The sequence below is a fragment of the Pseudomonas brassicacearum genome (genome assembly GCF_918698105.1).
In the GTDB taxonomy this organism is placed as follows: Bacteria; Pseudomonadota; Gammaproteobacteria; order Pseudomonadales; family Pseudomonadaceae; genus Aquipseudomonas; species Aquipseudomonas brassicacearum_F.
The window spans coordinates 45325-68008 of sequence record NZ_CAKKMI010000032.1; the positions used below are offsets into that span (position 1 = coordinate 45325).

Sequence of the window (22684 nt, forward strand, 5' to 3'; positions counted from 1 at the left end):
TGGGCCGCTTCAGCGCAAATTGCGAACTGGTATCAACAAAGGCTGGCGATGATAGCAGACCAGACCTTTGCTGAACACCAATCACCCGTATCCCCCTGATACATTTCATCAATCGGCCTGACGACGCAGGAATGCCGGGATGTCCAGGTAATCCAGATCGTCTTGCGGATTCATCTTCGCGGCAGTCGCAGTACCGGCCTGGGCCTGGTTGCGCATGACGGTCGGACGGTCCAGGTCACGGTAGTTGACCGCAGGCGCTTCCTGGCGCGAAGCCACTTGTTGTTGCGGTTGCGAAGCCATGGAGGTGTGAACGGTGTTGTCGATGACCTTCACAGGCTTCTCGATTTTCGCGCCCAGACCGGTGGCAACCACGGTCACGTGCAACTCGTCGCGCATGTCCGGATCGATAACGGTACCGACCTTGACCATCGCGTGCTCGGAAGCGAAGGCTTCGATGATGCTACCCACGTCGGAGTACTCACCCAGGGACAGGTCAGGACCGGCGGTGATGTTCACCAGGATGCCGCGTGCACCTTGCAGGTTCACGTCTTCGAGCAACGGGTTGCGGATGGCCGCTTCGGTGGCCTCGCGTGCACGGTTCGGACCGCTGGCGCAGCCAGTGCCCATCATCGCCATGCCCATTTCGCTCATGACAGTCCGTACGTCGGCAAAGTCGACGTTGATCATGCCTGGACGCTTGATGATGTCGGAGATACCGCGAACGGCACCGGCCAGTACGTCATCGGCCTTGGCGAAAGCCGACAGCAGGCTTGCGTCTTTACCGAGGATGGTCAGCAGCTTCTCGTTGGGAATGGTGATCAACGAGTCGACGCTTTCAGACAGCAGACGGATACCTTCGTCGGCGATCTGCATACGCTTGCGGCCTTCGAACGGGAACGGACGAGTCACCACCGCAACGGTGAGGATCCCCATTTCCTTGGCCACTTCGGCGATGATCGGTGCCGCACCAGTACCGGTGCCGCCGCCCATGCCCGTGGTGATGAACACCATGTTGGTGCCTTGCAGGACTTCTGCGATGCGCTCACGGTCTTCGAGAGCGGCCTGACGACCGACCTCCGGGTTGGCGCCGGCGCCCAGGCCTTTGGTCACGCCAGTGCCCAATTGCAGGATGGTCCGCGCGCCGATGGATTTCAGCGCTTGGGCATCAGTGTTGGCGCAGATGAATTCAACGCCTTCAATGTTGCTCTTGACCATGTGGTTGACAGCGTTGCCGCCGCCACCGCCGACACCGATTACTTTGATAACCGGGCTAGCGGGGATGTTGTCTACGAGTTCGAACATTTTCCCTCTCCTTTCATTCTCTAGTTTTTTCGCCTACTGCGTTTGCTGCGTCTTCCAGCGCCAAGCCTGAAACTTGCCGCGTGAAGCTTTGAAACTGTTTAGAAGTTGCCTTTGACCCAAGCCTGGAGCCGCTCGAACAACGGAGCCTTCGGCTCGTCGCTGCTGTAGCTGTCGCGGCTGCCGATGCCTGAGAACGAAATTCCGTCGGACTGCTTCTGCAGGCCGTACATCAACAGGCCCACGCCGGTGGAATAGATCGGGTTGCGGACCACGTCATCCAGGCCCTTGACGCCATGGGGCACGCCCAGGCGCACCGGCATGTGGAAAATCTCTTCGGCCAGCTCGACCGCGCCTTCCATCTTCGACGTACCGCCGGTCAGCACGATGCCGGCCGGGATCAGGTCTTCGTAGCCACTGCGACGCAGTTCGGCCTGGATCAGCGTGAACAGCTCGTCGTAACGCGGCTCGACCACTTCGGCCAAGGCCTGGCGCGACAGCTCGCGCGGGGGACGGTCGCCGACGCTTGGCACCTTGATGGTTTCGCCGGCACCGGCCAGCTTCGCCAGGGCACAGGCGTAACGGATCTTGATTTCCTCGGCGTACTGGGTCGGGGTGCGCAACGCCATGGCGATGTCGTTGGTCACCTGGTCACCCGCAATCGGGATTACCGCCGTGTGGCGAATGGCGCCTTCGGTGAAGATCGCGATGTCGGTGGTGCCGCCGCCGATGTCCACCAGGCATACGCCCAGCTCTTTCTCGTCGTCGGTCAGCACCGAGTAGGCCGAAGCCAGTTGCTCGAGGATGATGTCGTCGATTTCCAGGCCGCAGCGGCGCACGCATTTCTCGATGTTCTGCGCCGCGTTCACCGCGCAGGTCACCACGTGGACCTTGGCTTCCAGGCGCACGCCGGACATGCCCAGGGGCTCACGCACGCCTTCCTGGTTATCGATCACGTAATCCTGCGGCAGGGTGTGCAGCACACGCTGGTCGGCCGGGATCGCCACAGCCTGGGCCGCGTCGAGTACGCGCTCAAGGTCGGCGGAGCTGACTTCGCGATCACGAATCGCCACGATGCCGTGGGAGTTCAGGCTGCGGATGTGATTGCCCGCCACGCCGACGAACGCCGAGTGGATCCGGCAACCGGCCATCAGCTGCGCCTCTTCGATGGCGCGCTGGATCGATTGCACGGTGGACTCGATGTTCACCACCACGCCTTTTTTCAAGCCGCGGGACGGGTGTGTACCGATCCCGACGATGACCAGCGTGCCGTCGTCCGCGACTTCGCCTACCAGCGCCACCACCTTGGAAGTGCCGATATCAAGACCGACGATCATTTTCCCGCTTTGCACGTTTGCCATGGGTCCTGCCTCTTCTTAATTCTTTGCGACGGCGGGTACGGCCGTCGTGGGCGCTACAGGTTCCCGCCAGCCAACAGCCAGGCCGTTGGCGTAGCGCAGATCGATGCGCGCAATGTTCGTAATCTGTTCTTTAAGCGTCTTGTCATAGATGGCGATGAAGCGGCGCATCTTTTCCACCAGGTTGCCGCGCCCGAGCAACAGCTCGATGCCCGGCCCCGAGCTGCCCGCGCCAGTGGTCAGGAACCAACTGCCGCGCTCACGCAATTCCAGGCGCGCGATGGAGAAGCCCAATGGCCGCAACATCTGGCTCAACACCTGGTATTGCTGCATCACTTGCTGCTGGGCCCGCTGTGGACCGAACAGTTGTGGCAAATGTTCATAGTTGGCCAGTTCCCGCGGCGTAAACGCCTGGCCCTGGTTGTTCAACAACGACTCGTCGCCCCAACGGGCCACCGGCAATTGTTCTTCCAGGCGAATCGACACCTGGTCAGGCCACACCCGGCGGACTTCGGCGTGGGCGATCCAAGGCATCTGCTCCAGTTCCTTGCGCATGCCCGCCAGGTCGATGGTGAAGAAACTCGACGCGACGAACGGAGCGATCCGCTGCTGCACGGCCTGCTGGCTGATGTAGCTCAGGTCGCCTTGGACGTTGATCCGGGCGATCGGCCGGTCGGCATAAGGCAGCAACCGTTGCGCGCCTTCATACGTACCGAACCCCAACACCACCAGCAGCACCGGCCAGAACAAGCTCTTGAGAAAGCCAAAATTGGCTTTCGGCAAGCGCGCCGACATCGGCTCTTTGGCCACCATTCGGCTGGCACCCCGCGGCACCGGCTTGCGACCGGGTGCGGATGGCTGATGACGAAGCGATGCGCCTTGCATGGCTTAACCTCTTGGCTCTTGATGGCCGACACTGGCGGCCAGGATCGACAGCACCAGTTGCTGGAAATCCAGACCGGCGGCGCGCGCCGCCATCGGCACCAGGCTGTGGTCGGTCATGCCCGGCGCGGTGTTGACTTCCAGGAACCAGAACTTCCCATCGGCGTCCTGCATCACGTCAGCCCGGCCCCAACCGGCGATACCCAGCGCCTCACAGGCCTTGGCCGTGAGGTCCATCAGTTCTTTTTCCTTGGCGGCGTCCAGCCCGCAGGGAATGCGGTACTGGGTATCGTTGGCAACGTACTTGGCGTCGTAGTCGTAGAACGTGTGGGGCGTGCCCAGCGCAATCGGGGGCAACACCTGGTCACGCAGGGTGGCGATGGTGAACTCGGGACCGGTGATCCATTGTTCGACCAACACTTGCGAATCGTAGGAACTGGCGTCTTTCCATGCCGCGGTCAACTCAGGCAGCGAATTCACTTTCGCCATGCCGATACTTGAACCTTCATGGGCCGGTTTGACGATCAAAGGGAAGCCCAGTTCCGTGGCCGCCGAAATACAATCGGCCTCGGATGCCAGCACGGCGTGACGCGGCGTCGGAATGCCGAGGCTGTGCCAGACCTGCTTGGTGCGCAGCTTGTCCATCGCCAGAGCGGAAGCCAGGATGCCGCTGCCGGTGTAGGGAATGCCCAGGCACTCGAGCAGGCCTTGCATGCTGCCGTCTTCACCACCGCGACCGTGCAGGATGATGAACGCGCGGTCGATTTTTTCGCTCAGCAGGCGCTGCAGCAAATCGTCGCCCACGTCGATGCCGAATGCGTCGACACCGGCGCTTTGCAGGGCTTGCAGCACGGCATTGCCGGACTTGAGGGACACCTCGCGCTCCGCGCTCTTGCCGCCGAACAGCACGGCAACGCGGCCGAAGGCTTTCGGATCAAGGGTCGAGACCAGGTTGGCGTAGGCAGCAGTCATTTCACTTTCCCCTCGCTGGAAGCCACGATTGCCCCGGCGAATAACGGACTGTTCAACAGTTTCGGGGCCAGGCCACCGATATCCCCGGCACCCTGGCACAGCAGGATGTCGCCAGCGCGCAGCAGCGGCTTGACCAGCGGCGCGAGGTCCACGCCGCGTTCGATGTAGATCGGGTCCAACTGGCCGCGCTGGCGAATGCTGTGGCACAGCTGGCGGCTGTCGGCCCCTGGGATCGGCTCTTCACCGGCCGGGTAGACTTCCATCAGCAACAACACGTTGGCGTCGGCCAGCACTTGGACAAAATCGTCGTACAGGTCGCGGGTGCGGCTGTAGCGGTGTGGCTGGTAGACCATCACCAGGCGCCGCTCCGGCCAGCCACCGCGCACGGCCTTGATCACCGCCGCGACTTCGGTCGGATGGTGGCCGTAGTCGTCCACCAGCATCACGTTGCCGCCGTCCACCGGCAGTTCGCCATAGACCTGGAAGCGCCGGCCCACGCCCTGGAACCCGGACAGGCCCTGGACGATGGCTTCATCGCTGACGCCTTCGTCAGTGGCGATGCAAATGGTGGCCAAGGCATTGAGCACGTTGTGGTTGCCGGGCATGTTCACCGACACGTCCAACGGCTCGCGATCAGGGCGCAGCACGGTGAAGAACGTCTGCATGCCCTGCTGGCGCACGTTGATGGCGCGCACGTCGGCTTCTTCGCCGAAACCGTAGGTCATGGTCGGACGCTTGATCAACGGCAGGATCTCGCGTACCACCGGGTCGTCCAGGCACACCACTGCCAAACCATAGAACGGCAGGTTGTGCAGAAACTCGACGAAGGTTTTCTTCAGTTTGTTGAAGTCGCCGTCGTAGGTCGCCATGTGGTCGGCGTCGATGTTGGTGACAACGGCCACCAGCGGTTGCAGGTGCAGGAAACTCGCATCGCTCTCGTCGGCTTCGGCGATCAGGTAGCGGCTGGTGCCCAGCTGGGCATTGGTGCCCGCAGCATTCAGACGACCGCCGATCACGAAGGTCGGGTCCAGTCCACCGGCCGCGAACACCGAGGCGATCAAACTGGTGGTGGTGGTCTTGCCGTGGGTACCGGCGACGGCGATGCCGTGGCGATAACGCATCAGCTCGGCCAGCATCTCGGCCCGCGGCACCACGGGAATGCGGCGTTCCAGGGCGGTGGCGACTTCCGGGTTGGAAGTGTTCACAGCACTGGAAACCACCAGCACGTCGGCATTGGCGGCGTTCTCGGCACGGTGGCCGATAAAGATGTGAGCGCCGAATGACTCCAGGCGCTCGGTCACCGGGGAGGCCTTCAGGTCGGAACCGGAGACTTCATAGCCCAGGTTCAGCAGCACTTCGGCGATCCCGCACATGCCCACGCCGCCGATACCGACGAAGTGGATGCGGCGGATACGACGCATTTCCGGTTGCGGCATGGCTTTGCGATTCTCAACCATGGGCCACCTCCAGGCAGGTATCGACCACTTGGGCCGTGGCATCGGGTTTGGCCAGGCGGCGGGCGGCGCGGGCCATGTCTTCGAGTATTTGCGGCTGCATCAAAACCTCTGTCAGGCGGGCGGCAAGATCCGCGGCGCCAGTCGTTCTTTGCGGCATCAGGAAGGCAGCGCCTTCACGGGCCAAATAATCGGCGTTACGGGTCTGGTGATCGTCGATGGCGTGGGGCAAAGGCACCAGCATCGAGGGCAGACCGGCGGCAGCCAGTTCACTGATGGTCAGCGCGCCTGCGCGGCAGACCACCAGGTCGGCCCAGCCATAGGCTTGGGCCATGTCTTTGATGAAAGGCTGCACTTGCGCCTCGACGCCAGCGGCGCGGTAGCGCTCGGCGGTCACTTCATCGTGGTTTTTGCCGGCCTGGTGAAACACTTCCGGGCGCAGTTCGGGGGCGACCTGCGCCAGGGCTTCGGGCAGCAATTTGTTCAACGGTTCGGCCCCCAGGCTTCCGCCCAGCACCAGCAAACGGGCCTTGCGTCCAGCCAGGGCCGGGCGCGGTGTATCGAAAAACAGCTCGGTACGCACCGGATTTCCGGTGGTGCGGCGGCTGCCCGACAGGGTAAAGGTGTCGGGAAAGGCTTCACAGACCCGGGCGGCCAACGGCACCAGTAACCGATTGGCGGTACCGGCCACGGCGTTTTGTTCGTGAACGATCACCGGTACACCGGCCCATTTCGCCGCAACACCGCCGGGACCGGTCACATAACCGCCAAACCCCACCACGCACACCGGGCGCAACCGACGAATGATCGCCCGCGCCTGCCAGACTGACTTGAGCAGCATCAGCGGCGCCTTGAGCAACGACAACTTGCCCTTGCCCCGCAGGCCGCTGGCGTCGATCCGGTGCAGCTCAAGGCCGGCAGCCGGCACCAGCTCGTTCTCGATGCCCCGTGGCGTGCCCAGCCAGTGCACGGTGTAGCCGCGCGCCTGGAACTCCCGGGCACAGGCCAGCGCCGGGAACACGTGCCCGCCGGTACCGCCCGCCATGATCAGCACGTTAGCGCCCATGAGTCGGCTCCTCGGCGAAGTCGCTCTCCTGGAATTCCATCTCTTCGCTGCCCAGGTGGGTCCGACTCTCCCATTCGATGCGCAGCAACAGGCCCAGACAGGCACAGCAGATCACCAGGGAGCTGCCGCCATAACTGAGGAACGGCAGCGTCAGGCCCTTGGTCGGCAACAAACCGACGTTCACGCCGATGTTGATCAGGAACTGGCCGATCCACAGGAACGACAAGCCATACGCCACGTAGGCGGCAAAAAACTGCTTGGCCTTCTCGGCCCACAAGCCGATGTACATGCCGCGCACGCAGACGAATACGAACAGAGCAACGGTGCACAAGGAGCCGACCACGCCCAGCTCTTCGGCCAATACCGAGAACACGAAGTCGGTGTGGGCTTCCGGCAGGTAGAACTGCTTCTGCACGCTGTTGCCCAGGCCTACGCCCAGCCATTCGCCGCGACCGAAGGCGATCAACGCCTGGGTCAACTGATAGCCGGAACCGAACTGGTCGGCCCACGGGTCGGTAAAGGTGATCAAGCGCGCCATTCGATAGGGTTGCGCCTGGACCAGCACCGTCACGGCTGCCACCGCCAATGCCACCATCAGGATGAAACGGAACAGCCCGACGCCACCCAGGAACAGCATCGCTGCCGCCGCGCCCATCATCACCACCGTGGCGCCGAAGTCCGGCTCCATCAGCAGCAGGCCCGCCATGGGCAGCAGCACGATGAACGGCTTGAAAAAGCCCATCCAGCTCTCGCGCACTTCTTTCTGGCGACGCACCAGGTAACCGGCGAGAAAAATCACCACGAAGACCTTGGCAATTTCCGAAGGCTGCACGTTGAAGAAGCTGAAGCCGATCCAGCGCATCGAACCGTTGACCTCGCGGCCGATGCCCGGCACCAGCACCATCACCAGCAGACCGAAGGCGCCAAGCAGCATCATCCAGCCCAGGCGCTGCCAGGTGGCGATCGGCACCATCATGGTGACGATGCACGCGCCCAGGCCGATCACCAGGTAAATCAGGTGGCGGATCATGTGGTAAAGCGTGTTGCCCGACTGCACGGCGGCCACTTCCGACGACGCGGACGTGATCATCACCAGGCCCAGGCCCAGCAAGGCCAGGCAACCGGCGAGCATCGGGAAATCCAGGTCGATGCCACGACCGGTGATCAGCGGCGACGGGTACGGCTTGATGATGTTCATCAGGCTCATGCCAAGTCCTCCGCGGCCCGGGCGAACAACTGCCCGCGCTCTTCATAGTTCTTGAACATGTCGAAACTGGCGCAGGCCGGCGACAACAACACCGCATCGCCCGGTTGCGCAAGGGCGCGGCACTGTTGCACCGCCTCGTCCAGCGAACCGACCCGAACCAGCGGCACGGCATCGCCGAGGGCCTGGGCGATCAATTCGCGGTCGCGGCCCATCAGCACCACGACACGGCAGTTGGCCGCCACCGGGTCGCGCAGGTCCTTGAAGTCGGCGCCCTTGCCGTCGCCGCCGGCGATCAGCACGAGCTTGCCTTCGATGTCCGCGCCCAGCCCTTCGATGGCCGCCAGTGCGGCACCGACATTGGTGGCCTTGGAGTCGTTGTACCAGGCCACGCCGTCCAGGTCGCGCACCCACTGGCAGCGGTGCTCAAGACCGGCGAAGGTACGCAGGGCCGAGAGCATGGCGTCGAACGGCAGGCCGACCGCATGCCCCAGGGCCAACGCGGCCAGGGCATTGGCCTGGTTGTGGGCGCCACGAATCTTCAGTTCACGCACCGGCATCAGGTTCTGGAATTCGAAGGCCAGGTATTTCTCGCCGTTCTCTTCGCGCAGCCCGAAGCCTTTGAAGTCCGGCACGCCCAGGCCGAAGGACCAGCACGGCATGCCTTCGCCCAACAACGGACGGGTCAGGGCGTCCTGGCGGTTGAACACCACTTGCCGGGCACCACGGAAGATCCGGTGCTTGGCCAGGTGATAAGCCGGCAGGCCGCTGTAGCGGTCCATGTGGTCTTCGCTGATGTTGAGCACGGTCGCCACTTCGGCGCCCAGGTGGTCGGTGGTTTCCAGCTGGAAGCTCGACAGCTCCATCACGTACAGCTCGACGTCGTCACTGAGCAGGTCCAGCGCCGGGGTTCCGAGGTTGCCGCCCACGGCGACACGCTTGCCGGCCGCCGCGGCCATCTCGCCCACCAGGGTGGTGACGGTGCTCTTGGCATTGGAACCGCTGATGGCGACGATCGGCGCCTTGGCATTACGCGCGAACAGCTCAATGTCGCCGGACAATTTCACGCCACGGGCAGCGGCCGCCTGCAGGGCCGGAGTCGCCAGGGCCAGGCCGGGGCTCACGTAGAGCTCATCGGCGCGGCACAGGAATTCGACGTCCAGCTCGCCACAACGCACGTCCACCTGCGGATAGTCACGGCGCAGCGTGGCCAGCTCAGGTGGATTTTCCCGCGTATCGGCCACGGCAAACGACACGCCCCGGTTCGCCAGGAAGCGAACCAGGGACATGCCGCTCTTGCCGAGGCCGACAACGATGCGGAAGTGGTCAGAAGCGATCAGGGACACTCGTTCTACCTCAGCTTCAGGGTGGCAAGGCCGATCAGCACCAGAATCACGGTGATGATCCAGAAACGGACGATCACGCGCGGCTCGGGCCAGCCCTTGAGTTCAAAGTGGTGGTGGATCGGCGCCATGCGGAATACGCGGCGGCCGGTCAATTTAAAGGAAGCAACCTGAATGACGACTGACAGGGTCTCCATCACGAACACACCGCCCATGATGAACAGGACGATTTCCTGGCGAACGATGACCGCGATGGTGCCCAGGGCCGCGCCCAGCGCCAGCGCGCCGACGTCACCCATGAAGACTTGTGCCGGATAGGTGTTGAACCACAAAAAGCCCAGGCCGGCACCGATCAGCGCGCCGCAGAACACGATCAGCTCGCCCGCCCCCGGCACATAAGGGATCAGCAGGTATTCAGCGAATTTCACGTTACCCGACAGGTAGCAGAAGATCCCCAGGGCGCCGCCGACCATCACCGTGGGCATGATCGCCAGGCCATCGAGGCCGTCGGTGAGGTTGACCGCGTTGCTCGAACCGACGATCACCAGGTAGGTCAGCACGATGAAACCTGCGCCCAGCGGGATGCTGTAGTCCTTGAGCATCGGCAGGATCAGGGTGGTCTCCACCGGCGAAGCGGCGGTCATATAAAGGAAGATCGCCGCGCCGAGGCCGAACACCGACTGCCAGAAATACTTCCAGCGGCTTGGCAGCCCACGGGAGTTCTTCTCGATGACCTTGCGGTAATCGTCGACCCAGCCGATGGCGCCGAACAACAAGGTCACCAGCAGCACGACCCAGACATACCGGTTCGCCAGGTCGGCCCAGAGCAAGGTGCTGATGCCGATGGACGAGAGGATCAGTGCGCCGCCCATGGTCGGGGTGCCGGATTTGGACAGGTGCGATTGCGGACCGTCGTTACGGACCGACTGGCCGATTTGCAGGTTCTGCAGGGTGCGGATCATCCACGGGCCCAGGAACAGCGACAACGACAGCGCGGTCAGCACACCCAGGATCCCGCGCAGGGTCAGGTACTGGAAGACCGCGAAGCCTTTGTGGAACTGTTGCAGGTACTCCGCTAGCAGCAGCAGCATTAATGTTTCTCCGTGGAGGCACCGCACAGCGCCGCGACGATGTTTTCCATCGCTGCGCTGCGTGAGCCCTTGATCAATAAGGTGGTGTTCGGGTCCTGCTCGGCGCCCAGGGCCTGGATCAGTTCGGCCTGAGTGGTGAAATGCCGTGCGTGCTCGCCAAACGCGGCGACCGCATGGGCCATCATCGGGCCGACCGCATACAGCGCGTCGACCTTGCCGCGCGCATAGGCACCGACGTCGTGATGCCCCTGTTGCGCCCACTCGCCCAGTTCACCGATATCCCCCAGCACCAATACGGTACGGCCGGAAAAACCGGCGAGGATATCCACGGCCGCGCACATGGACGACGGGTTGGCGTTATAGGTGTCGTCGATCACGCGCATGCCGTTGCTGGCCAGTTGCGCGACGGAGCGCCCCTTGACCGGCTGCACGGCGTTCAGCCCGGCGACGATGCCCGGCAGCGACACGCCAAGCGCATGGGCGGCAGCCGCTGCGGCCAGGGCGTTGGCAACGTTATGGGTGCCGAGCAGGTTCAATTGCACCCGCTCGGCGCCATCCGGGCTGTGCAGGTTGAAGGCCGGGCAACCGCGGGCATCACGGTCCAGGTCGCTGGCATAGAAATTCGCGGCCAGGTTGCTCAGGGCAAAGGTCAGCACCTTGCGCTCGCCCGCCCGGGTCTTCCAGATTTCGAAGGCCTTGTCGTCGAGGTTCAGCACGGCGACGCCATCGGCATCCAGCCCCTCGATGATCTCGCCCTTGGCCTCGACGATTTTTTCCGGGCCGCCGAACTCGCCGACGTGGGCAGTCCCGGCGTTGTTGAGCACCGCCACATGAGGCTTGGTCATGGCCACGGTGTAGGCAATCTCGCCGAGCCGCGAAGCGCCCAGCTCGATGACGGCGGCGCTGTGTTCCGGCGCCAGCTCCAGCAAGGTCAGCGGTACGCCGAGGTCGTTGTTCAGGTTGCCGCGAGTAGCGAGCACCGGACCACGGGTGCGCAGGATGCTCGCAAGCATCTCCTTGACCGTGGTCTTGCCGCTGGAGCCGGTGATGGCCGCGACCGGGTTGCCATATGCCGCGCGGTTCAGCGCACCGAGCTGGCCCAAGGCCTGGCGGGTGTCGTTGACGAGCAATTGCGGCAGCGTGCTGTTGGTCACTTCGCGCTCGACCAGGGCGGCGACCGCACCTTTGCCCGCGACTTCGTTCAAGTAGTCATGGCCGTCGAAACGCGGCCCAGCCAGGGCGATGAACAATTGCCCCGGCGCGATCGCCCGGCTGTCGATGCTGACGCCGTTGAAGGTGGCGTCCGCTGCGATGAGGCGCGCATTCAGGGCGTTGGTCAGTTCGCTGAGCTTCAGGGCCTTAAGCATGGGCCACCTCCCATGCGGTCAGGGCGTGATCGGCTTCCACCAGATCGGAGAAAGCCTGGCGTTCGCCGTTGATTTCCTGATAGTCCTCGTGGCCCTTGCCGGCCAGGACGATGACATCCTCCGCCGAGGCACTGGCGATCAACTGGGCAATGGCCCGGCCGCGACCGGCGACGAAGGTGACGTTATCCACAGCAGTAAAACCGGCGCGGATGTCGTCGAAAATCCGCAATGGGTCTTCGCTGCGTGGGTTGTCGTCGGTGACCAGCACGCCGTCTGCCAAGCGCTCGACCACTTCGGCCATCAGCGGACGCTTGCCGCGATCGCGATCGCCACCGCAGCCGAACAGGCACAGCAACTTGCCCTTGGCGTGAGGACGCAGGGCCGTGAGAACTTTTTCCAACGCGTCGGGGGTATGGGCGTAATCGACCACCACCAGTGGTTGAGTCCCACCGCCCAAACGCTGCATGCGGCCGGCCGGGCCTTCGAGCTTCGGCAGGACCTTGAGGATTTCGTCCAGCGCGTAGTCCAGCCCGAGCAAGGCGCCGATGGCCGCCAATACATTGCTCAGGTTGAAGCGACCCAGCAAGGTGCTACGCAGGTGGTGCTCGCCCTGGGGCGTGACCAGGGTGGCGCGCACGCCTTCGTCATCGAATTGCGCCTGGCGTACATAAAGGTAGGCGCTGGCATCTTCCAGGCTATAGGTGATCAACCGCGACTCGCGCTTTTCGGCGGCCAATTGCCGGCCGAATTCGTCATCGAGGTTGATGACCCGGCACTTCAGGTCATTCCAGGCAAACAGCTTGGCCTTGGCTTCACCGTAGGCCTGCATGGTGCCGTGGTAATCCAGGTGATCCCGGGACAGGTTGGTCAACACCGCGACATCGAACGCCAGGGCGGTCACACGGCCCTGGTCCAAACCATGGGAAGAGACTTCCATCGCCACGGCCTTGGCACCGGCCTTTTTCAGGTCCGCCAGGGTCGCTTGCACGGCAATCGGGTTCGGCGTGGTGTGCAGGCCGCTTTCCAGCGCGCCATGAAAGCCATTGCCCAGGGTTCCGACAATGCCGCAATGCTGGCCGAGCAGGTCCAACGCCTGAGCCACCAATTGCGTCACGCTGGTCTTGCCGTTGGTGCCGGTCACGCCCACCAGGTTCAGGTGACGGCTCGGGTCGCCATAAAAACGCCCGGCGATGTCCGACAACTGCGCCGCCAGGCCCTTGACCGGAATCAGCGGAACGTCGGTGATCGGCAGCACAGTCGCGCCTTGCACTTCGTAAGCCACGGCAGCCGCGCCACGCTTCAGCGCATCGGCAATATGGTCGCGACCATCGAAACGGGCACCCGGCACCGCCAGGAACAGGTCCCCGGCGCGGACATTGCGGCTGTCCAGGGCCAGTTCGCGAATCAGCAGATCGTGACCGGCGTGGGCAAAAATCTTGTTCAGGCTCAGGGACATCAGCCACGCCCTCCTTCGGCTTTCAAGGGAACGACCGGTGCGGTATTGGCCTGCTGGGTCGGCGGCAGGTTATCCGGGGTAATGTTCATCAGGCGCAGGGTGCCGGACATCACTTTGCTGAACACCGGCGCCGAAACCAGGCCACCGAAGTAGCCTGCCTTGCTCGGTTCATCGATGACCACGACGATGGCGTAGCGCGGGTCGCTCATCGGGCCGAAGCCGGCAAACAGCGAACGGTAGGAGTTCTCGGCGTAGCCTTTGGTGCCCACGGAGGTTTTACGGGCCGTACCCGATTTGCCTGCCACGTGATAGGCCGGCACCTGGGCGCGATAGACACCGCGCGGCGCCTCGATCACCTGTTGCAGCATGCCTTGCATGGTCTTGGCGACATTCTCCGGGATCACCTGGGTGGTCTGCGGCGCCTTGTCGGTCTTGATCAGGGTCAGCGGTGCCATACGGCCATTGTTGGCCAGCGCGGAAAACGCGTGGACCAGCTGGATCGCCGTCACCGAAACGCCATAGCCATAGGACAGCGTGGCCGTTTCAGCCTTGCGCCAGTCCCGGTAGTTGGGCAGGTTGCCGACACGCTCGCCCGGAAAGCCCAGGCCGGTGTCCTGGCCGAGGCCGATTTTCTGGGCCAGGCGATAAATCGTCTCGCCGCCGATATCGAAGGCGATCTTGCTCATGCCCACGTTACTGGAGTTGATCAGGATGCCGGTCAGGTCGAGCACCGGGCCTTCGGTCTTGGACACGTCGCGGATGGTGTACTTGCCGATCTGCAGGGTGCCCGGGTACACCTCGACGGTGTCGCTCGGCTTCCAGCGCCCGGTTTCCAGGGCGGCGGCCATGGACACGGCTTTCATGGTCGAACCTGGCTCGAACACGTCGATCATCGCGCGGTTACGCATCATCGCCGGTTGCAGGTTGCGACGGTTGTTCGGGTTATAGGTCGGCTGGTTGACCATGGCCAGGATCTCGCCGGTCTTCACGTCCATGATCACCAGGCTGCCGGCCTTGGCACCGTTCTCGACGATGGCATTGCGCAGCTCACGGTTGGCCAGGTATTGCAGGCGCAGGTCAATGGACAACGCCAAGGGCTTGCCGGCCTTGGCGTTTTTGGTGACTTGGACATCCTTGATCAGCCTGCCGCGCCGATCCTTGATGACCTGGCGCTTGCCGGCGACCCCGGCGAGCCATTCGTCATAGGCCAGTTCGACACCTTCGCGCCCTCGGTCATCAATGTCGGTAAACCCGACCATGTGGGCCGTGACTTCACCGGCTGGGTAGAAGCGCCGGAACTCTTCGATGCCGTAGACACCGGGTACTTTCAGGTCGAGCACGCTCTGGCCTTGCTCGGGCGTCAACCCGCGCACCAGATAGATGAATTCCTTGTTGGCCTGGGCTTCGAGGCGCTCGGCCAGGGCCTTGGGGTCCTGCCCAAGGGCAGCAGCCAGTGCCGGCCACTTTTCCTTGGCCTGCTGCATTTCCTTGGCATTGGCCCACAAGGTGGTCACCGGGGTGCTCACGGCCAAAGGTTCGCCATTGCGGTCGGTGATCAAGCCACGGTGAGCCGGGATCGGAATATGCCGCACGCTGCGCGCATCGCCCTGCCCCTTGAGGAAATCACGGTCGACGACCTGCAGGTCGATGATGCGCCACGAAATCGCCGCCACCATGATCCCGAGCAAACCCAGGACCAGACGAAACCGCCACGGGAACAGCGCCCCTTCGAGTTTCATCATGGCGCCACCATCTGCACTTCGGCAGCGCCGGGAATGCGCATTTTCAGCTGCTCGGTGGCCAATACTTCGATACGGCTATGGGCGGTCCAGGTGCTCTGCTCCAGGATCAACCGGCCCCATTCGGCCTGCGCCTTGTCGCGCACGCTCAGCTCGTTGTAAAGGCTATTGAGCAACTGCCGGTTCCAGTGCGCGCTATAGGACACGCCGATGGCCGATACGAGCACGCCGATAAACAGCAGCAGCATGAAAAAGCTGCCGCCTGGCAGTGGCTTGGCGAAGAGCTTGCTCACCGCAACTTCTCCGCGACACGCATGACGGCGCTACGGGCACGTGGGTTGGCCTTGAGTTCAGCCTCGGAGGCGAACTGCGCTTTGCCATGGATCTTGATTTTTGGCACGAAGGCTTCGAAACGCACTGGCAGGTTGCGCGGCAGGTTATCGGCTTCGCCCTTGGTGAGTTTGCGCATGAACAGCTTGACGATGCGGTCTTCCAGGGAATGGAAGCTGATCACCACCAGCCGACCGCCGACTTCCAGCGCTTCAAGCGCTGCTTCGAGACCGACTTCCAGATCGCCCAGCTCGTTGTTGACGTGGATGCGCAAGCCCTGGAAAGCCCGGGTCGCCGGGTTCTTGCCCTTTTCCCAGGCCGGATTGGCAACCTTCAGCACCTCGGCCAGGTCGCCGGTGCGCTCGAAGGGCTTGATATCACGCCGCTCGACCACGGCGCGGGCCATGCGGCCGGAGAAACGCTCTTCACCGTATTCCTTGAAAACACGGGCGATTTCTTCCACCGGGGCGGTGTTGACGAATTCGGCGGCGCTGATGCCACGAGACGGGTCCATGCGCATGTCCAGCGGGCCGTCATTGAGGAAACTGAAGCCGCGCTCCGGGTCGTCCAACTGCGGCGAAGACACGCCCAGGTCCAGCAGCACGCCACTGACCTGGCCGGCCAGGCCACGCTCGGCGACTTCCGAAGCGAGCTCGGCAAAGCTGCGTTGCACAATGACAAAGCGGCCGTCTTCGGCCGCCAGCGCTTGCCCGGTGGCAATCGCTTGAGGATCTTTGTCGAACCCCAGCAGCCGGCCACCCGGACCGAGCTTGCTGAGAATCAACCGGCTGTGTCCGCCACGCCCGAACGTGCCGTCCAGATAGCAGCCATCAGGACGTACGGCGAGAGCCTCGACGGCTTCGTCAAGCAGTACGGTGATGTGGTTAAAGCCGCTATCAATAGTCACAGGATCAAATCACGCAGTTCATCAGGCATGGCGCCCGGTTGTTGAATAGCAGCAAGGTCAGCGGCAGAAACCGCATTCCAGGCATCTTCGTCCCACAGCTGGAACTTGTTCAGTTGGCCCACCAGCATCGCGCGCTTGTCCAGCTTGGCGTACTCGCGCAGGCGCGGTGGAACCAGGAAACGACCGCTGCCATCGAGTTCGAGGTCGACGGCATTACCGATCAGCAAGCGTTGCAAGCGGCGGTTTTCTTCACGCAACGAAGGCAGTGCGCGCAGTTTGGTTTCGATGATTTCCCACTCATCAAGCGGGTAAACACACAAACATGGGTCAACGGCGTCGATCGTGACGATTAACTGCCCCGAACTTCGCGAAACGAGCTCGTCACGATACCGGCTCGGCATGGCGAGACGGCCTTTTGCATCGAGACTGATAGCGTTAGCTCCGCGAAACACGTCTGCGTTTCTCCACTTTTTGGCGTTTTACCTTCAAAAAAACCCACTTCATGCCACTTTCCGCCACTTGCGCACACTATAGGAATGCGCCCACCGCACCGTCAAGGCGCGGATTGAAGGAAAAGCCTTATAGATCGGAGATTTAGGAGCGTTTCAGGAGGGGTAACAAGAATCTGACGTAGGAAATTTCACCTCAACCCGAGGAAGCACAGGAGGCTGCGCGCACAAGTTAAAGTGATTTATTAAGAGTAAGATTTTTTTGGTATTAGGAACTGCGTCTGCCAGTGATTCCGGCAGGGAGGGAAAAGGTGGAGAGTCGATCTGTAAGCCGGGTTCTGTCTTGAACAGTCATTCGTCTACGATGGCCATCACTGGACATCTTTAGCAACCTACCCGGTCCCAGCGCGGGCCACGCCTTGGGACCCTATTTGGTCTTGCTCCAAGTGGGGTTTACCTAGCCACGAACTGTTGCCAGCCGTGCGGTGCGCTCTTACCGCACCTTTTCACCCTTACCGGCGCCGAAGCGCTTAGGCGGTTATTTTCTGTGGCACTTTCCGTAGGCTCACGCCTCCCAGGCATTACCTGGCACTTCGCCCTATGGAGCCCGGACTTTCCTCCCCCCCCTAATTCTCATAGAGGGCAGCGACTGTCCGATCGACTCTCCGCCGCGAAGGTTAACGGTAGAGCGCTTGAAGAACAAGCGCTAAAAGCCTTGGACCAGGCCCCCGCCTTGGTTTCACTGGCCTTTCTGTTTTTCCAGTGCGACCTGGTACAGCACATTCTTGCGCTCGCCGGTGATCTGCGCCGCAAGGGCCGCGGCACGCTTGAGCGGCATTTCCTCCAGGAGCAGGTTCAGGACGCGCATCGCTTCGCTGCTGACAGCGTCTTCAGTTTCCGGCGCCGTCCACCCGGCCACCAGCACGACACATTCGCCGCGCTGCTGGTTGCTGTCGCTTTCGACGAAGGCTCGCAGCTCCGCCAACGGCAACCCCTTGAGGGTTTCGAAGGTCTTGGTCAACTCACGCGCCAGCAGCGCCGGACGCTCGGGACCGAATACCAGCTCCATGTCTTGCAGGCATTCCAGAATGCGGTGCGGCGCCTCATAGAAGATCAGCGTGCGCGGTTCTTCCTTTATAGCTTCCAGACGCGCCCGTCGCCCCACTGCCTTGGCCGGCAGGAAACCTTCGAAGATGAAACGGTCCGACGGCAGGCCCGCCGCCGACAGCGCCGCGATCAATGCACAAGCCCCTGGCACCGGCACCACGCTGATGCCTGCCGCCCGGGCCTGACGCACCAGATGATAGCCAGGGTCGGAAATCAGCGGCGTACCGGCATCGGAAATCAGCGCGACGTTATCGCCCGCCAGCAGCCGGGTAATGAAACGACTGCCTTCATCCCGCTCATTGTGTTCGTGACAGGCCGCCAACGGCGTGGAAATGCCGAAATGCTGGAGCAGGCGCTGGGAGTGGCGCGTGTCTTCAGCTGCGATCAGTGCAACCTCCTGCAGGATTTTCAGCGCCCGGGCACTGATATCGTCCAGGTTGCCGATGGGCGTCGCCACCACATAAAGCGAGCCGGCAACGGAATTCAAAGCACCTGGAGCAGTCAAGACACATACCTCATGATCGGTAAAAACCGCCATTGTAGCGTGTTGTGGCGAGGGGATTTAGCGAAACGTCGCACCGCCCCGTTGGGCTGCGCAGCAGCCCCCGGAAGGCTGGGTTCCCTTTAACCTGACCTACCGAGGCTGCGTTTTTTGGGGCCGCTACGTAGCCCAACGGGGATAAATCCCCTCGCCACAGGTTTGGTGCTTCCACCAAGTGAGTGGCGTCTTTTGTGGTGCACCGCACTCTTTGAAATACCTAAATTGATCGATTCACGCCACTAACATCGCGCCCCGGCCAGTGCTTGGGTACAATTCGACGCTAATTTGATCTCGTATCAGGAACACTTACATGATCGCTTGCCTGCGGCTGCTCTCCGCCCTCTGCCTCGCTGCCCTCCTGGCGGCCTGCGCCAGCTCGCCCTCGTCCAGCCTTGGCGAACTTCCACGTACCCCGGACGCCAGTATCGAGCAGTTGCTCGAACAGGCCACTCAAAGCAAAGACCCGGAAAAAGCCGCCCTGCTGCGCCTGAGCGCCGCCGACCTGGCCTACCGCCAGGGCAATGCCGGCCAGTCCGCGCAGATCCTGCAACAAGTGCCGATGGAACAACTCAAGCCCGGCCAGCAGATTTTCGCCAGCACGCTGTCGGCTGAACTGGCGATGACCCGCAACCAGCCCAAGGCGGCACTGACCACCCTGAGCCACCCAAGCCTGCAACACCTGAGCGAAATGCCGGTGGAGCAGCAGGTCCGCACCGGTACCGTCCGCGCCCGCGCCCTGGAGGCCGATGGCCAGACCCTGGCCGCCGCCAAGGAGCGCATTTTCATCGCGCCCCTGCTGGAAAACGACGCTGCGGCAAAAAACCACGAAGCCATCTGGTCGTTGATCGCCTCGCTGCCCACTGACCAGTTGCAGCCAAGCTCCAACGACGACCTTGGCGGCTGGCTGAGCCTGGCCCAGGCCGTCAAGACCGCCGGCACCCTGGAACAACAGCAGGCGGCCATCGACCACTGGCGCGAACAGAACCCGAAGCACCCCGCTGCCCTGCAACTGCCTACTCCTCTGGTCAAGCTCAAGGAACTGGCGAGCCAGCCGCTGAGCAAGATCGCCCTGCTGCTGCCACAGAATGGCCAGTTGGCTGCGGTTGCCAAGGCTTTGCGCGAGGGTTTCATGGCCGCGCACTACCAGGCCCAGCAGGCCGGCCAGAAGCCGCCAAGCATCCAGTTCTATGACAGCTCCAGCCTGACCTCCATGGACGAGTTCTATCGCAAGGCCCAGGCCGACGGCGTGCAACTGGTAGTCGGACCGCTGGAAAAACCCCTGGTCAAGCAGATCAGCACCCGCCCGCAACTGCCGATCACCACCCTGGCGCTGAACTACAGCGAAGGCGAACAAGGGCCACCGCAACTGTTCCAGTTCGGCCTGGCCCCCGAGGATGAAGCCCGCGAAGTCTCCCGCCGTGCCCGCGCCGACGGCCTGCATCGCGCCGCCGCCATGGTACCCAAGGGTGAATGGGGCGATCGCGTCCTGAAAGCCTTCAGCCAGGACTGGCAGGCCAATGGCGGCACCATCATCGCAATCGAACGGGTCGACCAGCCGGTGCAATTGGCCCAGCAGATCGCCGACATGTTCCAACTGCGCCAGAGCGAAGGTCGTGCCAAGAGCCTGCAAAGCACCGTTGGCACCACGGTCGCGGCCCAGCCGTCCCGTCGCCAGGACATCGAGTTCATCTTCCTGGCCTCGACGCCGCAACAAGCCCAGCAGATCAAGCCGACGCTGAACTTCCAGTACGCGGGTGATGTGCCGGTCTACGCGACGTCTTCAGTGTTCAGCGCCAGCGGCGACCAGAACCAGTACAACGACATGAGCGGTATCCGCTTCTGCGAAACCCCTTGGCTGCTCGACGCCAATGACCCGCTACGCAAGCAGGTCACCGCCCAGTGGCCCCAGGCGGGTGGCAGCCTGGGCCGGTTGTACGCGATGGGGGTAGACGCCTATCGCCTGGCGCCGCGCCTGGGCCAGCTCAAGACGCTGCCGGACAGCCGCATCGAAGGCCTGTCGGGCAGCCTGGCCGTGTCTTCGACCCAGCGCGTACAGCGTCAACTGCCTTGGGCCGAGTTCGTCAACGGCCAGGTGCAGCGCCTGCCGGATACCCAGCGCTGATGCCCGACCGATCACGCCAGCAAAGCGGACGGGATGCCGAGGGCCAGGCCCTCGCGCATCTCCAGCAACAAGGCCTGCGGCTGGTGGCGCAGAACTGGTTGTGTAAACGCGGCGAGCTTGATCTGGTCATGCTTGACGGCGATACAGTAGTATTCGTCGAAGTCCGCTACAGAAAAAATACCCAATGGGGTGGCGCGCTCGACAGCATTGACGAGCGCAAGCGCCAGAAGCTGGTTTTCGCCGCGCAGTATTTTCTGCAAAGCGAGCCTCGCTGGGCCGATCATCCCTGCCGCTTCGACGTGGTTGCCATCGACAGCAACGCCGCCCAGTTGAACTGGCTGCAGAACGCCTTCGACAGTTGAGCGCCCATGCCGAGCCGGACACCTTCACCTAACTTTTTTGCTCTTTGCTTTGCGCGCCGCACATGTTTGTGCCGATAAGCCGCGCTACTTAAGGTCACACAGATGGACATGCAATCGCGAATTCGCCAGCTTTTTCAGGCCAGTATCGACACCAAGCAACAGGCGATGGACGTACTTGCACCGCACATCGAGCAAGCCAGCCAAGTGATGGTCAACGCCTTGCTCAACGAGGGCAAGATGCTTTCGTGCGGCAATGGCGGCTCGGCCGGCGACGCCCAGCACTTCTCTTCGGAACTGCTCAACCGCTTCGAACGCGAGCGCCCGAGCCTGCCGGCGATCGCCCTGACCACCGACAGTTCGACGATCACCTCGATCGCCAACGACTACAGCTACAACGAAGTATTCTCCAAACAGATCCGCGCCCTGGGCCAACCCGGCGATGTCCTGCTGGCGATTTCCACCAGCGGTAACTCGGCCAATATTATTCAAGCGATCCAGGCCGCACATGATCGCGAAATGATTGTCGTAGCATTGACCGGTCGTGATGGCGGCGGCATGGCATCCCTGCTATTGCCAGAAGACGTCGAGATCCGCGTACCGGCCAATGTCACCGCACGTATCCAGGAAGTCCACCTGCTGGCGATCCACTGCCTTTGCGACTTGATCGACAGCCAACTGTTCGGGAGTGAAGAATGACCCCTAATCGCCTAGGCCTTCTGGCCCTGACCCTATGCCTCGGCATCAGCGGCTGCACATCGGTGGTTAACGCCAGCCGGGAAAAGCCGATTGAAGATGACCGCGGCACCCGCACCTTCGGCAGCAAGATCGACGACTCCCTGATTGAAACCAAGGTCGGCGTGAACATCGCCAAGGCCGACCCGGACCTGGACAACAACTCGCACATCGTCGTCACCAGCTTCAACGGTGTCGTACTGCTGGCCGGCCAGACCCCACGCGCCGACCTCAAGGCCAAGGCCGAACAGGAAGCCAGCGCCGTGCAACGGGTCAAGACCGTGCATAACGAACTGCAGGTCCTGCAACCTTCCTCGCTGCTGGCGCGCCAGAACGACGCCTGGCTGACCACCAAGATCAAGACCCAGATGCTCACCGACGCCAGCATTCCCGGCTCACGCATCAAGGTTGTGACCGAGAATGGCATTGTCTATTTGCTGGGGTTGTTGACCAAGAAAGAGGCTGCGCAGGCGACTAACCTGGTGCAGGGCGTGTCCGGGGTTCAGAAAATCGTCAAGTTGTTTGAGTACATTGACTGATTTTTGAACTTCAGTTGCTTTAGAAAAACGGCGCTTCTTCTGAGATGGGGGGCGCCGTTTTTTTTGGCTTCGTTTTTTGGGGATTGGTGTGTATATCCGTTGCTGCGGTCACGGCGGCTTAGGGTTCCGCCCTGACGGCGGCTCACTTTTGAAGAGCGCAAAAGTAAGCAAAACGCTTTTGCCCCACCACTCGGTGCCTCGCCTAGGCTCGGCATGCCCTCACTCCGGCATTGCTCCGTGGGCCGCCGCGAAGGGCCATCCATGGCCCAGCGCGGCTATCCCGGCATCCATGCCGGGATGCCCACTGCGCAATGCCTGCGTTCGGCCAGCGTGGTTAACGGAGCGCCCGAGATCAACGTCCACG

The 22684-nt window shown here is 62.6% G+C and carries 20 protein-coding genes and 1 other RNA gene; 4 read left to right on the forward strand and 17 right to left on the reverse strand.

The genetic code is table 11. The features are described 5' to 3' along the window. Nucleotides 1–108 precede the first annotated feature (108 nt). The 17 genes from ftsZ to rsmI form a co-directional block, all read right to left on the reverse strand. A complete protein-coding gene (gene ftsZ, locus LQ215_RS14805) occupies nucleotides 109–1302 on the reverse strand; it encodes a cell division protein FtsZ (RefSeq protein WP_003205341.1) in 1194 nt (397 codons plus the stop codon). Nucleotides 1303–1400: 98 nt separating this feature from the next. Next, complete coding sequence (gene ftsA, locus LQ215_RS14810) at nucleotides 1401–2660, reverse strand: cell division protein FtsA (protein WP_003205342.1); 1260 nt, start codon at nucleotides 2658–2660, stop codon at nucleotides 1401–1403. Between the two features lie 15 nt (nucleotides 2661–2675). Further along, nucleotides 2676–3542 carry a cell division protein FtsQ/DivIB gene (locus LQ215_RS14815; protein ID WP_230150920.1) on the reverse strand — a complete coding sequence of 289 codons (867 nt, stop codon included), beginning with the start codon at nucleotides 3540–3542 and terminating at the stop codon, nucleotides 2676–2678. Between the two features lie 3 nt (nucleotides 3543–3545). Next, nucleotides 3546–4511 carry a D-alanine--D-alanine ligase gene (locus LQ215_RS14820; RefSeq protein WP_230150923.1) on the reverse strand — a complete coding sequence of 322 codons (966 nt, stop codon included), beginning with the start codon at nucleotides 4509–4511 and terminating at the stop codon, nucleotides 3546–3548. Continuing rightward, the gene (gene murC / locus LQ215_RS14825) at nucleotides 4508–5968 is read right to left on the reverse strand and encodes a UDP-N-acetylmuramate--L-alanine ligase (protein WP_230150925.1); all 1461 of its coding nucleotides are present in this window, start codon (nucleotides 5966–5968) and stop codon (nucleotides 4508–4510) included. Before murC ends, LQ215_RS14820 begins: the two co-directional genes overlap by 4 nt. After that, a complete protein-coding gene (gene murG, locus LQ215_RS14830) occupies nucleotides 5961–7031 on the reverse strand; it encodes an undecaprenyldiphospho-muramoylpentapeptide beta-N-acetylglucosaminyltransferase (RefSeq protein WP_230150927.1) in 1071 nt (356 codons plus the stop codon). Before murG ends, murC begins: the two co-directional genes overlap by 8 nt. Next, nucleotides 7021–8238 (reverse strand): putative lipid II flippase FtsW, encoded by a 1218-nt coding sequence (gene ftsW / locus LQ215_RS14835; RefSeq protein WP_057451743.1) that lies wholly within the window; start codon nucleotides 8236–8238, stop codon nucleotides 7021–7023. Before ftsW ends, murG begins: the two co-directional genes overlap by 11 nt. Next, nucleotides 8235–9581, reverse strand: coding sequence for a UDP-N-acetylmuramoyl-L-alanine--D-glutamate ligase (murD, locus tag LQ215_RS14840; RefSeq protein WP_230150928.1), 1347 nt, complete (start codon nucleotides 9579–9581; stop codon nucleotides 8235–8237). The genes ftsW and murD overlap by 4 nt, the downstream gene beginning before the upstream one ends. 5 nt (nucleotides 9582–9586) lie before the next feature. Further along, complete coding sequence (mraY, locus tag LQ215_RS14845; RefSeq protein WP_003205349.1) at nucleotides 9587–10669, reverse strand: phospho-N-acetylmuramoyl-pentapeptide-transferase; 1083 nt, start codon at nucleotides 10667–10669, stop codon at nucleotides 9587–9589. Then, complete coding sequence (locus LQ215_RS14850) at nucleotides 10669–12036, reverse strand: UDP-N-acetylmuramoyl-tripeptide--D-alanyl-D-alanine ligase (protein WP_230150930.1); 1368 nt, start codon at nucleotides 12034–12036, stop codon at nucleotides 10669–10671. Before LQ215_RS14850 ends, mraY begins: the two co-directional genes overlap by 1 nt. After that, entirely contained in the window at nucleotides 12029–13492 is a 1464-nt protein-coding gene (locus LQ215_RS14855) for a UDP-N-acetylmuramoyl-L-alanyl-D-glutamate--2,6-diaminopimelate ligase (protein ID WP_230150932.1), read from the reverse strand. Before LQ215_RS14855 ends, LQ215_RS14850 begins: the two co-directional genes overlap by 8 nt. After that, nucleotides 13492–15231 (reverse strand): peptidoglycan D,D-transpeptidase FtsI family protein, encoded by a 1740-nt coding sequence (locus tag LQ215_RS14860; protein ID WP_230150945.1) that lies wholly within the window; start codon nucleotides 15229–15231, stop codon nucleotides 13492–13494. Before LQ215_RS14860 ends, LQ215_RS14855 begins: the two co-directional genes overlap by 1 nt. Continuing rightward, entirely contained in the window at nucleotides 15231–15524 is a 294-nt protein-coding gene (gene ftsL / locus LQ215_RS14865; RefSeq protein ID WP_003205353.1) for a cell division protein FtsL, read from the reverse strand. The genes LQ215_RS14860 and ftsL overlap by 1 nt, the downstream gene beginning before the upstream one ends. Then, nucleotides 15521–16468 (reverse strand): 16S rRNA (cytosine(1402)-N(4))-methyltransferase RsmH, encoded by a 948-nt coding sequence (rsmH, locus tag LQ215_RS14870; RefSeq protein WP_436839579.1) that lies wholly within the window; start codon nucleotides 16466–16468, stop codon nucleotides 15521–15523. The genes ftsL and rsmH overlap by 4 nt, the downstream gene beginning before the upstream one ends. Next, nucleotides 16465–16920, reverse strand: coding sequence for a division/cell wall cluster transcriptional repressor MraZ (gene mraZ, locus LQ215_RS14875; protein ID WP_003205355.1), 456 nt, complete (start codon nucleotides 16918–16920; stop codon nucleotides 16465–16467). The genes rsmH and mraZ overlap by 4 nt, the downstream gene beginning before the upstream one ends. 308 nt (nucleotides 16921–17228) lie before the next feature. Further along, an RNA gene (rnpB, locus tag LQ215_RS14880) (RNase P RNA component class A) lies at nucleotides 17229–17582 on the reverse strand. A gap of 74 nt (nucleotides 17583–17656) precedes the next feature. Then, complete coding sequence (gene rsmI / locus LQ215_RS14885; protein ID WP_230150934.1) at nucleotides 17657–18529, reverse strand: 16S rRNA (cytidine(1402)-2'-O)-methyltransferase; 873 nt, start codon at nucleotides 18527–18529, stop codon at nucleotides 17657–17659. A gap of 346 nt (nucleotides 18530–18875) precedes the next feature. Between rsmI and LQ215_RS14890 the strand changes: the two genes are divergently transcribed. The 4 genes from LQ215_RS14890 (at nucleotide 18876) to LQ215_RS14905 (ending at nucleotide 22320) form a co-directional block, all read left to right on the forward strand. Continuing rightward, nucleotides 18876–20687, forward strand: coding sequence for a penicillin-binding protein activator (locus tag LQ215_RS14890; protein WP_230150935.1), 1812 nt, complete (start codon nucleotides 18876–18878; stop codon nucleotides 20685–20687). Beyond that, nucleotides 20687–21049, forward strand: a complete 363-nt coding sequence (locus LQ215_RS14895) for a YraN family protein (RefSeq protein ID WP_058545587.1) — start codon at nucleotides 20687–20689, stop codon at nucleotides 21047–21049. Before LQ215_RS14890 ends, LQ215_RS14895 begins: the two co-directional genes overlap by 1 nt. Before the next feature lie 102 nt (nucleotides 21050–21151). Beyond that, nucleotides 21152–21745 carry a phosphoheptose isomerase gene (locus tag LQ215_RS14900; protein ID WP_007928463.1) on the forward strand — a complete coding sequence of 198 codons (594 nt, stop codon included), beginning with the start codon at nucleotides 21152–21154 and terminating at the stop codon, nucleotides 21743–21745. Further along, entirely contained in the window at nucleotides 21742–22320 is a 579-nt protein-coding gene (locus LQ215_RS14905) for a BON domain-containing protein (protein ID WP_003178201.1), read from the forward strand. Before LQ215_RS14900 ends, LQ215_RS14905 begins: the two co-directional genes overlap by 4 nt. The last annotated feature ends 364 nt before the right edge of the window (nucleotides 22321–22684 follow it).